The 12,609-nt window shown below is 70.0% G+C and carries 10 protein-coding genes; 1 reads left to right on the forward strand and 9 read right to left on the reverse strand.

The window, feature by feature from the left end; genetic code table 11:
- The first annotated feature begins 150 nt into the window (after positions 1-150).
- Complete coding sequence (katG, locus tag ACEZDG_RS26445) at positions 151-2,385, forward strand: catalase/peroxidase HPI (RefSeq protein ID WP_380513853.1); 2,235 nt, start codon at positions 151-153, stop codon at positions 2,383-2,385.
- A gap of 72 nt (positions 2,386-2,457) precedes the next feature.
- On the opposite strand, the gene ACEZDG_RS26450 is transcribed toward katG, so the two are convergent.
- The 9 genes from ACEZDG_RS26450 to ACEZDG_RS26490 form a co-directional block, all read right to left on the reverse strand.
- Positions 2,458-4,173 (reverse strand): esterase-like activity of phytase family protein, encoded by a 1,716-nt coding sequence (locus tag ACEZDG_RS26450; protein ID WP_380513855.1) that lies wholly within the window; start codon positions 4,171-4,173, stop codon positions 2,458-2,460.
- A gap of 105 nt (positions 4,174-4,278) precedes the next feature.
- Complete coding sequence (locus ACEZDG_RS26455) at positions 4,279-4,587, reverse strand: EthD family reductase (protein ID WP_380513857.1); 309 nt, start codon at positions 4,585-4,587, stop codon at positions 4,279-4,281.
- Between the two features lie 25 nt (positions 4,588-4,612).
- Positions 4,613-6,268, reverse strand: coding sequence for an alpha-keto acid decarboxylase family protein (locus ACEZDG_RS26460; RefSeq protein ID WP_380513859.1), 1,656 nt, complete (start codon positions 6,266-6,268; stop codon positions 4,613-4,615).
- Between the two features lie 23 nt (positions 6,269-6,291).
- The gene (locus ACEZDG_RS26465; RefSeq protein WP_380513861.1) at positions 6,292-7,119 is read right to left on the reverse strand and encodes an MBL fold metallo-hydrolase; all 828 of its coding nucleotides are present in this window, start codon (positions 7,117-7,119) and stop codon (positions 6,292-6,294) included.
- The gene (locus ACEZDG_RS26470; RefSeq protein ID WP_380513863.1) at positions 7,109-8,131 is read right to left on the reverse strand and encodes a sugar phosphate isomerase/epimerase family protein; all 1,023 of its coding nucleotides are present in this window, start codon (positions 8,129-8,131) and stop codon (positions 7,109-7,111) included. The genes ACEZDG_RS26465 and ACEZDG_RS26470 overlap by 11 nt, the downstream gene beginning before the upstream one ends.
- Before the next feature lie 30 nt (positions 8,132-8,161).
- The gene (iolE, locus tag ACEZDG_RS26475; RefSeq protein WP_380513865.1) at positions 8,162-9,076 is read right to left on the reverse strand and encodes a myo-inosose-2 dehydratase; all 915 of its coding nucleotides are present in this window, start codon (positions 9,074-9,076) and stop codon (positions 8,162-8,164) included.
- Entirely contained in the window at positions 9,073-9,597 is a 525-nt protein-coding gene (locus ACEZDG_RS26480) for a hypothetical protein (RefSeq protein WP_380513867.1), read from the reverse strand. The genes iolE and ACEZDG_RS26480 overlap by 4 nt, the downstream gene beginning before the upstream one ends.
- Positions 9,597-10,661 carry a ferritin-like domain-containing protein gene (locus ACEZDG_RS26485; protein ID WP_380513869.1) on the reverse strand — a complete coding sequence of 355 codons (1,065 nt, stop codon included), beginning with the start codon at positions 10,659-10,661 and terminating at the stop codon, positions 9,597-9,599. Before ACEZDG_RS26485 ends, ACEZDG_RS26480 begins: the two co-directional genes overlap by 1 nt.
- Positions 10,658-12,583, reverse strand: coding sequence for a GMC family oxidoreductase (locus ACEZDG_RS26490; RefSeq protein ID WP_380513871.1), 1,926 nt, complete (start codon positions 12,581-12,583; stop codon positions 10,658-10,660). The genes ACEZDG_RS26485 and ACEZDG_RS26490 overlap by 4 nt, the downstream gene beginning before the upstream one ends.
- Positions 12,584-12,609 lie beyond the last annotated feature (26 nt).

Consider the following 12,609-nt stretch of genomic DNA (forward strand, 5'->3'; position numbering starts at 1 on the left):
GGTATGCGATCAGCTGGGCCATATCCTCCCTTGGAGTCGCGCGTGAGCCCCTCCGCCCGGTCGGCGAGGCCCTGCCCCGACCGTTCCACCCTCCGCTCCACCCCCCGAAGTTCCTGAGCACCGTGATCCGCCTGGTCCGGAAGGATTCCCATGTCTGAGAACCATGATGCAATCGTCGTAGACGCGAAGACGGAGGGCGGGGGCGGTGGCTGCCCGGTCGCGCACGATCGCGCCCCGCACCCGACCCAGGGCGGCGGAAACCGCCAGTGGTGGTCCGATCGGCTCAATCTGAAGATCCTCGCCAAGAACCCCGCGGTGTCCAATCCGCTGGGTGAGGAGTTCGACTACGCCGAGGCGTTCAAGTCCCTCGACCTCGCCGCCGTGAAGGCGGACATCGCGGAGGTGCTGACCAGCTCGCAGGACTGGTGGCCGGCCGACTTCGGCCACTACGGCCCCTTCATGATCCGGATGGCCTGGCACAGCGCCGGCACCTACCGGATCAGCGACGGCCGCGGCGGCGCCGGGGCCGGCCAGCAGCGCTTCGCCCCGCTGAACAGCTGGCCGGACAACGGGAACCTGGACAAGGCCCGCCGGCTGCTGTGGCCGGTCAAGAAGAAGTACGGCCAGAGCCTCTCCTGGGCCGACCTGATCGTGCTCACCGGCAATGTAGCGCTGGAGTCGATGGGCTTCGAGACCTTCGGCTTCGGCGGCGGTCGCGCCGACGTCTGGGAGCCCGACGAGGACGTGTACTGGGGCCCGGAGACCACCTGGCTCGGCGACGAGCGCTACACCGGCGACCGCGAGCTGGAGGAGCCGCTCGGCGCGGTCCAGATGGGCCTGATCTACGTCAACCCGGAGGGCCCCAACGGCAACCCGGACCCGCTGGCCGCGGCCCGCGACATCCGGGAGACCTTCCACCGGATGGCGATGAACGACGAGGAAACGGTGGCCCTGATCGCGGGCGGCCACACCTTCGGCAAGACCCACGGCGCGGGCCCGGCGGACAACGTCGGCGCCGACCCCGAGGCTGCCCCGCTGGAGCAGCAGGGCCTGGGCTGGAGCAACTCCTTCGGCACCGGCAAGGGTGGCGACGCGATCACCAGCGGCCTCGAGGGCATCTGGACCAACACCCCGATCACCTGGGACAACAGCTTCTTCGAGATCCTCTTCGGCTACGAGTGGGAGCTCTACAAGAGCCCGGCCGGCGCCCACCAGTGGCGGCCGAAGGACGGCGGCGGCGCGGGCACCGTGCCCGACGCCCACGACCCGTCCAAGAGCCACACCCCGACCATGCTGACCACCGACCTGTCGCTGCGGGTCGACCCGGCCTACGAGCCGATCTCGCGGCGCTTCCTGGAGAACCCCGCGGAGTTCGCGGACGCCTTCGCCCGGGCCTGGTTCAAGCTGACCCACCGTGACATGGGCCCGATCGTCCGCTACCTCGGCCCGGAGGTGCCGGCCGAGACCCTGCTGTGGCAGGACCCGGTCCCGGCGGTGACGCACGAACTGGTCGACGCCGCCGACGTGGCCGCGCTCAAGGCCCAGGTGCTCGCCTCCGGCCTGTCGGTGTCCGAGCTGGTGTCCACCGCGTGGGCGGCGGCCTCGTCCTTCCGCGGCAGCGACAAGCGCGGCGGCGCCAACGGCGCGCGGATCCGGCTGGAGCCGCAGCGCGGCTGGGAGGTCAACAACCCGGACCAGCTGGCGACCGTGCTGCGCACCCTGGAGGGGATCCAGCAGACCTTCAACTCCGCGCAGACCGGCGGCAAGGCGATCTCCCTCGCCGACCTGATCGTGCTGGCCGGCGGCGCGGGCGTCGAGCAGGCCGCCAAGGCGGCCGGCTTCGACACCGAGGTGCCGTTCACCCCGGGCCGCACCGACGCCTCGCAGGAGCAGACCGACACGGAGTCGTTCGCGGCGCTGGAGCCGGCCGCCGACGGGTTCCGCAACTACCTCGGCAAGGGCAACCGGCTGCCGGCCGAGTACCTGCTGATCGACCGGGCGAACCTGCTGACCGTGAGCGCGCCCGAGCTGACCGTCCTGATCGGCGGTCTGCGGGTGCTGGGCGCCAACCACCAGCAGTCGTCGCTCGGGGTGCTCACCGACGCCCCCGGGACGCTGACCAACGACTTCTTCGTCAACCTGCTCGACCTGGGCACGACCTGGAAGGCGACGTCTGCGGACGCCAACACCTTCGAGGGCCGCGACGCGGCCACCGGCGAGGTCAAGTGGACCGGCAGCCGGGCCGACCTGGTCTTCGGGTCGAACTCCGAGCTGCGCGCGCTGGCCGAGGTCTACGCGGCCGACGACGCGAAGGAGAAGTTCGTCAACGACTTCGTCGCCGCCTGGCACAAGGTGATGCAGCTGGACCGGTTCGACCTGGTCTGACCACCGCCGGCCTGACGGACACAGGGCCCGCCCACGGTGACGTGGGCGGGCCCTGCGGCGTTCCGGAGTGCGTCAGCGCACGTGGACCGTCACCGTGACGGTCTTGAGCACGGCCGGCAGCTTGGCGGTGTCGACCTTCAGGATCTCGCCGCTGTCCGCCTCGCCGGTGGCGGGAAGGGTCTTCTGGTGCACCCCCCAGGTCCCGTCGGGGTCGGCGACGGGACTGCTGTCGCCGTTGTCGCCGATGTAGTCGATGCCGAAGTCGTCGTCGTTGGACAGGTACAGCGTCCGGCCCGCGTCCGTGGTGGCGACGCCCTCGACCTTGTCGTGGCCGAAGAGCTTGCCGGTCGGGTCGAGCTGGCTCAACAGCGTGCCGACCTGCACGTACGGCTGCTTCTGCGCCACCTGGACACCCGCCGCGGTGAGCGCGGCCAGCGCGGCGTTGGTGCTGTCCGCGCCGATCAGCGCCTCCGGCGACTTGCCGCCGATGGTCAGGTCGCTGACGTCGGTGGCGCCGTTGATGTCCACCTGGTAGAGCGTCTTGCCCGCGAACGGCTCGAAGTTGCCGTCGCGCTCGTCGACCAGGAACTTGGTGTTGGACAGCGCGGTGATCTCGCTGTTGGCGTCACCGGTGCTCGCCGGGTTGTCCAGCAGGTAGAGGTACTGCTTGGTCTGGTACGTGCGCAGGTTGATGGTGATGATGCGGGTCGCGGCGACCTTGGAGTACTTGGTGCTGCCGAGGTCCGGCAGCTGCAGCGCGGCCTGCATGGCGCCCACCAGGGTCGAGCCGTCCGGAGTGACCGTCAGGCCCTCCATGCCCTTGTTGTTGGCGCGGTCGGCCAGGACCGCCGGCAGGTAGCCGACGACCTTGTGGAACGCGTTGTTCGGGCTGTCCTTGTCGGGGGTGAGCCGGCCGAGCTCGTAGCCCTGCGCGTCGAAGTGGGTGACGTACGGGCCGTACTCGTCCGACACCCAGAACGTGCCGTCCGGCAGCGCCACCAGGCCCTCGGAGTCGTATCCGTCCGGGTCGTTGGCGAGCGGCACGCCCACCGCGCCGTGGCTGTCGGCGACGCTGTCGATGGTCTCCTTGGTGTCGGGCGCCAGCGGGGGGCGCCCGCTGTAGGGCTGCCCGAAGACGCCCGCCGGGCCCTTGACGCTCTTCGGGCCCTTCAAGGTGACCGTCCGCTGGAGCTCGGCCTTGCCGCCCACCAGCTTGAACTCGCCGATCTGCGGCGTGAATCCGGGCAGCGGCTCGGACTTGTTGCCGAGCGGGTCGTCCGCGTTCGGGCCGCGGTCGGTCAGGCCGTAGAACCAGCCCGCCCGGCCGGGCACGGGGGCCAGCGACGAGCCGTAGCCCTCGCCCGAGATCGAGGTGGTGCTGCCGTTCGGGCCGGGCACCGTGGCCAGCGGCGGAAGCGGGGCGCCCTTGGCCGTGGCGTCCTTGAACAGCTGTACGGCGTCGGTGGCCGTGTAGGTGAAGGTGTCGGTGCCCTTGAAGCCGGCCTTCGGCGTGTAGCTGAAGCTGCCGTCCGGATCGACCGTCACCGTGCCGTCGGCCGGGTCGGTGTGCCGGACGACCGCGGTCGCGCCGTGGTCGTTGCGCAGGACGTCGCCGGTCACCGTGCCGTGCCCGGTGAAGGAGTCGGCGACCGCGCCGAAGTCGTGGGTCGGCGCGGACAGCCAGCCGACGCCGTGGGCCACAGCGGTGCCGGTGCCCGCCATGGCGATCACGACGCCGACCGCGAGGGCCGCCCGGGTGCGCTTACGAGAGAGAAGTCCTGGAGTCACGCCGCCAACCTGGCCCCCGTCGGTGAATTCCGGGGCCAGGTCCGGTGAACACCCGACGTTCAGCACGCGAACGCTGACCGGGCGGCAGCCTCGGCGGCGCGGGGTTCAGACCTCCTCGACGTCGGTGAAGAGCAGCCGCACACCGCCGGTCGCCAGCTCGAAGACCTTGCCGACGAACGCCCCCGCCTCCTCGGTCGTGACGGCCTTGCTGGCCGCGTCGTAGTCGGTGAAGTACAGGTCGAGCACACGGTAGGCCGGGGTCTCGCTGCCGTCCTCCTTCGGCCAGACCTTCGCGCTCTCGATCCTGGTGACGCCGGGGATCTGCTTCGCCAGCGCGATCTGCTCCTGGTGGCCGGCCTCGAAGGTGCTCGGGGACTTCGGGTTCTCGTAGATTGCGGTGATCTTCGTGGGCATGGCTCCTACTCCTGGTCCGTCCTGCCTACTGTGCCTTCCACTTCGCATTGTCGGGGATCGACTTGCCGGGCACCATGACCTGGATGACCGACGGGCTGTCCGTGTTGGCCAGGGCTCCCGCCACGGCTTCCGCCAACTCCTGGTACGTACCGACCTTCCACCCGCGGCAACCGAAGACATCCGACAGTCTGCTGTAGTTCCACGGGTGCAGCAGGCAGGACGGGTAGAACGGCTGGTCGGTGTGGAAGACCGACGAGTCGGCGAGCCACTGCTCCACCGCGTAGACGCCGTTGTCGACCACGAAGACGATCGGGTCGAGCTTGAAGCGGGTCTGGGTCGACAGGCACTGGGCGGTCATCTGGAAGCCGCCGTCTCCCGAGAACACCATGACCCGCTGCTCGGGCCGCTTCGCCAGGCAGACCCCCGTGGCCGCCGGCGCGATGTAGCCGATCGACGAGTAGGACGACTGGGCGATGAACCCTCCCTGGGCCGGCACGTCGAGCAGCAGGCTCCCGAAGTAGTTCAGGCTCGCGTCGCTGCCGACGATGGTGTTCCCGTCGATGTACTGCTGGACGAAGTCGTAGAAGCCCTGGTAGGTGATCCGGTCGGCCGGGTCGACGGCCAGGACGCCGCGGGCCGGGCGCTCCGGCACCTTCCGCACCCTGGGCCGGACCTTCTCGGCCAGAATGCCGTCCAGCAGGTGCTCCAGGGCGACCTGCCCGCCGAAGTAGGTTCCGAACTTGACCGCGTCCAGCGACGCGAAGGCGGTCTTGTCGAAGTCCGGGTCCCAGCCCAGCGAGTTGATGTCGGTCAGCCAGACGCCGAGGGCCAGGACGAAGTCGGACGTCCTGGCCAGCTCCAGGACGGCCGCCGAGGACGCCTGGCCGTCGAGCACCCCGGCGAACAGCGGGTCGTCCTCGGAGAGGACGGCCTTGCTGAGGAGTTCCGTGGCGAACGGGACGTTCAGCCGCCGGATCAGGGTCAGTGCCTTCTCCTGCAGGCCGAGCCGGTCGATCTCCACGCCGACCCAGACCAGCGGGTTCTCGGCGCTGTCGAGCTTCGCGCAGATCTGGGCGACCGACTGCTCCAGGCTGGTCCGGTCCGACAGGGTCCTGGCCGGCCGCAGCGCACCCCGCGGCGGTTCGCACTCCAGGTCGACCATGTCCTGGAGCAGCTCGACATAGACCGGGCGCCGCTCGCTCACGCACTGGGTCAGCGCATAGTCGATCAGCATCGGCGCGAGGTCCGGGCTTTCGATGCGCACGGCCGCGACCGTGATGTGCTCGAACGACTGCAGGTCCGTTTCCCGCCCGGTGATGAAGTGGTGCGCGCTGAAGCCGGTCTGCTCGAATGTGATGGTCTTCTTGATGCTCGGGGTGCCGTTGATCAGCACCAGCGGCACCTTTTCGACATAGGCGCCGGCGACGGCGTTCACGGCGCACAGCGCGCCCGCGGAATAGGTGACGCAGAGCGCGCCGATGCCCTTCAGCCGCGCGTACCCGTCCGCCGCGTAGCCGGCGTTCACCTCGTTGACTTCCTCGACGATCCTGATGCCGCTGGGCTGGACGCAGCGGTTCAACCATTCGATCGAATAGTCGCCCGCGATGGAGAAAAGGTGCTCGAGTCCCAACTGGTGGAGCCGTTCCACCAGGTACTTCCCTACCGTGCAGCTCTCGTCCATGGTTCGGACACCTCCGCGTGTCGTCAGTAGTCGCTCGCACCGCCGAACAGCCGCGGCAGGTAGATGTCGAAGATTCCCGGGCATCTGCGTTCGGGATACCGCTGGAGCAGGAATTCCTTGAAGGCGTCGTCCGCGAGTCCGCCGGCGATCGCCTGCCGGGCCGCCGAGAGGTACTCGACGTTGCGGGCGACCTCGTTCTTGTCGGCCGGCAGGCCGTGGCCCGGCAGGAACACCTCGTAGTCCGAGAGCAGCAGGCCCCGCAGCACCCGGATCCAGCGGTCCAGGTGCTTCGTCAGATAGAGGTGGGTGCCGCTGTAGAGCAGGTCCTGGGCGAAGAACACCCCCAGTTCGGGGAGCCCGATGGTGAGCTGGAAGTCGATCTCGGTGTCGGTCACCAGGTCGAAGACGTAGCGCACCCCGTCGATGGTCTCGGTGCCGGGGCTCACCGCGTGCTTGGGCACCACGATGCGGTCGGGGACGAGGTCGCCGAGCTTCCAGTGGTCGTTGATCGAGGCTTCCCCGTGGTCCTGGATGAAGCCCATGGTCTCCGCCAGCGCGTAGGCCGTGACGTCGCTGAACGCCGCGCCCAGGCCGAACCAGTGGTCGGGGTGCCGGTGCGAGAGGTACAGCCGCTCGATGGGCTTCCCGAGGCTGTCCGCGTAGTCCCGGAACGCCCTGGCGTAGGGGGTGAGGAACTGCGCGTCGACCAGGACCAGCTGGTTCCTGGTCTCGACGATGTGGGTGGCGTTCGCGATGTTGCCGGCCGCGAAGGAGGAGACGAAGGTGTGGATACGGACATCACCGGTCCGCTTCACCACCAGGACGAGGGGATCCGTGGCCTCAGTCTGCATGCCGGGCCCCTCCCCGGGCAGTGGTCCGCTCCCGCAGTTCCTCCAACGCGGCCCGCGCCACGTCGTAGGCGCTGTCGGCGTGGGGCACCGGCTCGTCCTCGCCGGGCCGCCAGAAGCGCCGGCGGGCCATCCGCATGGAGCTGTCGAACGGCGGGATCGCGTTGAACACCTCGATCAGGTACGGCCCGCGGTAGACCGGCTCGATCTCGTCCAGGACGATGTCCCACGGGATCCAGCTGTCCTTCACCGCGCCCCGGTCGGGCGCGGATATGTGGACGTAGGAGAGCCGGCCCTGCCGCGCCGCCCGGGCGACGTTCTCCCGGAAGACCGCCGGGCCCTGACTCTCCATCACGACCTGCGCGGTGTCGACGGTCACCCCGCCCTGCGGGAGGCCGAGGCCCTCCAGGAAGTCCAGTACCTCCGAGACCATGTTGGGCGGCGGCGTCTCCCAGCTCTTGACGGGTTCGATGGCGAGGGTCACCCCGCGTGCCGCGGCGTACTCCGCCAGGTCCTCGAAGACCGAACGCGCCGAGCGGTAGCGCGGCTCCATCCAGTCCTGGAGGGCGTCGCTCCACAGCGGCTCCCCGGTGTCGGTGAGCGGAAAGACCCCGTAGGGGTAGAGGAACGGCCCCGACATGATCGAGTCGCCGCCGAGGATCCGGGTGATGTCCACGCGTGACCTGAGGTAGGACAGGGCCTGCCGGCGCTGCTCCTCGTAGGGCGAGGTCGGGTCGAAGGTGCGGGTGGTCCCGACGTTGGTGGTGAACTTCGCCCCCTGCAGCCCCGCCTGGTCGAACGCCTTCCTGAGGGCTACGTAGCCGTCGGTCTCGAGTTTGTGGTCGACGGTCTCCGGCCGGGAGGCGATGTGCACGTCGAAGCCGTCGTAGCCGATGTCGGTGAGGGCCTTCAGATGATCGATCAGGATCCTGGTGTAGCGCGGGTCCTGCGGCCTCAGGTCGGCGGTGAACATGAAGAAGCTGAAGAATACGTCTCGTCCGGGTATCGCGTTCATCCCTGGTGTCCTCGCTGTTCTGACGGTCCGCTACCAGCCCAGGACGTCGGCCAGATGGGCCCGGGCCTTCTTGGCACAGGCGAGCGGGAGGGCCTTGTTGGGGTCCTGCTCGGCCTCCACGACCAGCCATCCCCGGTAGTCGGCGTCGGCCAGCACCTCGAGGATCGGCCGGAAGTCGATCGCGCCGTCCCCGGGCACCGTGAACACGCCCAGTTCGACGGCCTCCTGGAAGGACAGGCCCTCCTCACGCACCCGGCTCACCACCTCGGGCCGGATGCTCTTCAGATGGACGTGGCCGATGCGGTCGGCGTGGGCCCTGGCCAGGTCCAGTGGATCGTCGCCGGCGAAGGCGATGTGGGCGGTGTCCAGCAGCAGGTGCACCAGGGCCGGATCGGTCGAGGCCATCAGCCGGTCGACCTCGGCCCGGGTCATCACGCCCGTGCCCATGTGGTGGTGGTAACTGAGCTTCATCCCGGCCGAGTTGGCGATCTTGCCGAGTTCGTTCAGGCCCGAGGCCAGGGCGTCCCACTGGGCGTGGGTGAAGACCGGCCGGTTGGCGAACACGTCGACCGGGAGCAGGTGCGAGGAGGCGCCGAACTCGGCCACCACCAGCTCGGTCCCGCCCAGCGCCCCGATGTGGGCCAGCGTCTCCTCGAAGGCGGCGACCGTCTTCTGCCGCATCCTGCTGACGGTGAAGTAGGTGCTGGTCCAGGGCTCGGACACCTGCAGGCCGCGGAGGTCGAGCGCGGCCTTGAGCACGGCCGGGTCCGCGGGATACTTGTGCCCGATGCTGCAGCCCTGGAAGCCGGCCAGGGCCATCTCGCTCACGGCCTGCTCGAAGGAGACGCCGGCGTCGATGGCGGGGAAGTCGTCGTTCCACCACAGGGTGCAGCAGACCCCGAGCTTCACCTTGTCCGGGCCGAGGCGGTCGGCCAGTCCTGTCATTGGATCGTCCCCTTCAGGTAGCGCTCCTCGATCCGGGGCGGCCGGGCCCAGGAGCCGTAGCCGGGTGCCTTGGCGCCCGGCGGATTGGCTCCGATGGCCCGCCACAGCAGCCCCTCCTGGTAGGAGGCGGCGGTGACCGTGGACGTCTCGGCCGCCGTGTGGGCCCCGTAGGTGTCGATCCACCCGGCCGGCAGCCCGTACCACATCCCGGCGTACCAGAGCTTGATCACATTGCGGGCCACCGGGCCGAGGCAGTCGTCGCTGAAGATCCGGTGGCGCAGGGCCCGGTCCAGCCGGGCCCGGTCCAGCGGCGTCGAGTCGTCGCCCGCAGCGGCACCGCCCGCGTCGGCCCGGGCCGCCCGGTGGGCGTCCAGGAGCGCGGCGACCACCTTGTCGCCGCAGGTGGCCCGCAGTTTGGCCAGGTACTGGCGGGCCAGCCCGGTGCCGAGCAGGTCGGACTCCTCGAAGGCGGTGAGGTCGACCGACAGCAGCAGGAACCCCTTGAACGACTGACTGCTCATCACCCCACCGCCCGGTCGGTCGGAATCTCGAAGGTGGGCCCGGCATGCAGTCCGTCGCTGCCCGGCAGCGGATTGCGTACCAGCCGGTTGAACCCGTCGCGCAGCCGGAACATGTCGCAGACGGCCTCCTCCAGCAGGCTCGGCTCCCCGTTGAACGCCCTGGTGAGCAGGGCCAGGAAGGCTCCGTAATCGGCGTTGAACTCCCTTGCCACAGCGGCTAGTTCGGATCCCTCGGGGTAGTCGGCCAGCCGGGCGCTCACCTTCACCGGGTAGACCTCGTTCCAGGCGATGCCGAGCGGCGGGCCCGAGGGCGCGTCCGGGCGGTCGCCCAGCTGGTAGTAGCGGCCGAGCTGCAGCTGCCGGAACCGGTAGTAGTGGGCCAGCTCCCCGTCCGCGTCGTACATCCCGGAGTCCAGGCCCTCGCCCTGGGCGGCGATGAAGCGGAGCGCCCGCTGGGCCGAGTCCAGGTCGGAGACGGTGATCAGCACCCCGCCGCCGGAGTAGAAGTACTCGGGCCCCAGCTGCAGGTCCGGCTTGCCGCAGAAGAGCTCGGGGTCGCCGGCCGCCAGCTCCGCCAGCCCTTCGATGATCTCCGCGTAGAACTCGCCGATGCTGTAGAAGTGCATGCCCTCGGCCGTCGGACTGGCGACCAGGGGCGGCCGCTCCCGGTCCGGGGTGGGCACCAGCCGGGCGTCGGCGCTGGGGGCACGGCCCGGCCGCTCGATCCTGCAGAAGGTCTCCACCGCCTCGGGGGAGAACGGCCGCAGGTCGACGGTGAAGTCCTGCTCCCCGTCCGGGAGGTGGGCCGGGTAGGCCGGTACGAAGCCGGGGCGGGTCAGGTCGGGCTGCCCGCCGACCGCGTTCAGGACGTTGGCGACCAGCGCCAGGTGCAGCATCTCCTCCACCGCGGTCACCCGGATGATGTGGGCGGCGTCGGAGTTGGTGGTGGAGCGGATGGAGTAGTACGCGGTCAGATAGGTGGGGATGGTCGCGTGTTCGAGCGCGAGCGCCGCCTGCAGATAGCTGATCAGGTCGTCACGGCTGCCGATGGTCGACGCGGTCACCGGGACACCTCCTGGGTCCGGCCCTGGGCCGTGCCGTTGGAGCCGACCTCGATCGGCGCGGTCTCGGAGTCGAGCTGGGCCAGCATGGCCCGGACGCTGCGCAGGCACAGGGCGGCGATGGTGAGCGTCACGTTCGAGGTGCCCACGGTGGGCATGCTCCCGCCGCCGACCAGGTAGAGGTTCCGGTGGTCCCAGCAGCGCTGGTCCGCGTCGACCACCGAGGCCGACGGGTCGCTGCCCATCGCATGGGTGCCGGCGAGATGGTTGCCCCCTCGGATCTCGTAGCCCTCGCCCGCGTACACCGAGTAGCCCCAGAAGTTCGGGTTGTACTCGGTGTGGTCCTCGGCCCCGAGGCGGGCGAAGATCCGCCGCGACAGCTGCCGGGCGTAGGCCACCCCCCGCATCGTGTAGTCGGGAATGTCGTAGGTGAGGATGGGCCGCATGTTCCCCAGGTCGTCGGTGAACTCCGGGTCCACGGTGACCCGGTTGCTCGGGTTGGCGGGGACCTCGACCATGAACGCCAACTGCAGCTGACGGGACACCCGGTCCACCAGGCCCTGGCGGAGCGACTCGCCGTAGCGTCCGCCGGCGTCCACCAGGTCGATCAGGTCGGTCATCGGCGCGCCCCTGGCCCAGCCCCAGCCGTCGTTGTGGATGTCGACGCTGAAGGCCGCCTGGCGGCGGCGGAACCGGCCCCCGCGCAGGTCGGTGATGCCGCCTGTGCAGTTGGTGCCCCGGAAGGCGCCGGCCACTTCCGGCAGCAGGGCCCACGCCAGCAGGTAGGCGTGGTCCATGAAGTTGCGCCCCATCAGACCGCTCGAACCGCGCAGGCCGGAGGCCAGCATCAGCCGGGGGTTCTCCACCGCGTTGGCGGCCAGCACGAACAGCCGGCCCCGGGCCCGCATCGTGGTGAAGCCCGGACTGTCGGGCCGGTCGTAGCGGCGGTACTCGATCTCGGTCACCCGCTGGGTCTGCTCGTCGACGTGCACCTTGTAGGCCACCGCCTGGGCCACCAGGTCCACCCGGCCGCTCCGGAGGGCCGCCGCGAGGGTCTTGCCGGCGTTGTACTTGGCCTGCACCGGGCAGATGGGCACGCAGTTGTTGTTGCCCTGGCAGCGCCCGCCGACCTCGACCTGGTACGTGCTCACCGCCCCTCGCGGCAGATAGCCCTTACCGCCGTCGTAGGCCGGGTTGGGTATCCCGTTCCGCCCCTGCGGGAACGGGCGGACCCTCAACTCCCGTCGCTCACCGTCGAGTTCGACCGGCATCCCGTCCAGGTCCCGGGCCACCATGCGGTCCAGGTACGACAGCGGCAGCCCCTTCATCGGGAACACGTAGTCCTGGTCGAAGGTGATCCCGAGGTAGTCCTGGTCCGCCACGTCGGCGGAGACGCCGATCTCGCGCTCGGCCTCGTTGTAGTACGGGGCGAGGTCCTCGTAGCCGAGCGGCCAGTCGGCCCCCTCGCCGTAGAGCGTGCGCATCCGGAAGTCCTCGGGCAGCATCCGCAGCGTCTTGCCCTCCCAGTGCATGGTGGTGCCGCCGAGGACCCTGGTGTAGGTGGTGTCGGTGGCGAACGGCCCGCTCTGGACGAGGTAGGCCGAGGCGTCGGGCGCGCCGGGGAAGATCCGCCGGGCGTCGGTGCCGCGGGGCATCGGGGCGTTGGCGGCGACCGGGTAGGGGGACTGGTTGTCCTTGCTGACCGCCGAGTAGAAGCGGTCGAGGTAGCTCTCGTAGCCCCTCAGGGTGAGGTCCTCGGCCGGACCCGCTTCGAGGATCAGCACCCTGCGGCCGGCCTCGCTCAGCCGCGAGGCGATGAGGGCGCCGGCGATCCCGCCGCCGACCACGACGGCGTCGTAGACGACCTCGGCCGCCGCCGCGGGATCGGTGGCCCGCGCCGCCCCGTCCGGGAATCTCGCGTACATGGGGCGGTCACCCCTCCTCTCGGTCG

Origin of the sequence: Streptacidiphilus alkalitolerans (genome assembly GCF_042511045.1) — a bacterium.
GTDB classification, from domain to species: Bacteria; Actinomycetota; Actinomycetes; order Streptomycetales; family Streptomycetaceae; genus Streptacidiphilus; species Streptacidiphilus alkalitolerans.

What these genes read in the sequence shown, in the direction of transcription:
- katG (WP_380513853.1), top strand. Translation starts at nt 151, where the DNA reads ATGTCTGAGAACCATGATGCAATCGTCGTAGACGCGAAGACGGAGGGC.
- ACEZDG_RS26455 (WP_380513857.1), bottom strand. Translation starts at nt 4,587, where the DNA reads ATGCCCACGAAGATCACCGCAATCTACGAGAACCCGAAGTCCCCGAGC.
- ACEZDG_RS26460 (WP_380513859.1), bottom strand. Translation starts at nt 6,268, where the DNA reads ATGGACGAGAGCTGCACGGTAGGGAAGTACCTGGTGGAACGGCTCCAC.
- ACEZDG_RS26465 (WP_380513861.1), bottom strand. Translation starts at nt 7,119, where the DNA reads ATGCAGACTGAGGCCACGGATCCCCTCGTCCTGGTGGTGAAGCGGACC.
- ACEZDG_RS26470 (WP_380513863.1), bottom strand. Translation starts at nt 8,131, where the DNA reads ATGAACGCGATACCCGGACGAGACGTATTCTTCAGCTTCTTCATGTTC.
- iolE (WP_380513865.1), bottom strand. Translation starts at nt 9,076, where the DNA reads ATGACAGGACTGGCCGACCGCCTCGGCCCGGACAAGGTGAAGCTCGGG.
- ACEZDG_RS26480 (WP_380513867.1), bottom strand. Translation starts at nt 9,597, where the DNA reads ATGAGCAGTCAGTCGTTCAAGGGGTTCCTGCTGCTGTCGGTCGACCTC.
- ACEZDG_RS26490 (WP_380513871.1), bottom strand. Translation starts at nt 12,583, where the DNA reads ATGTACGCGAGATTCCCGGACGGGGCGGCGCGGGCCACCGATCCCGCG.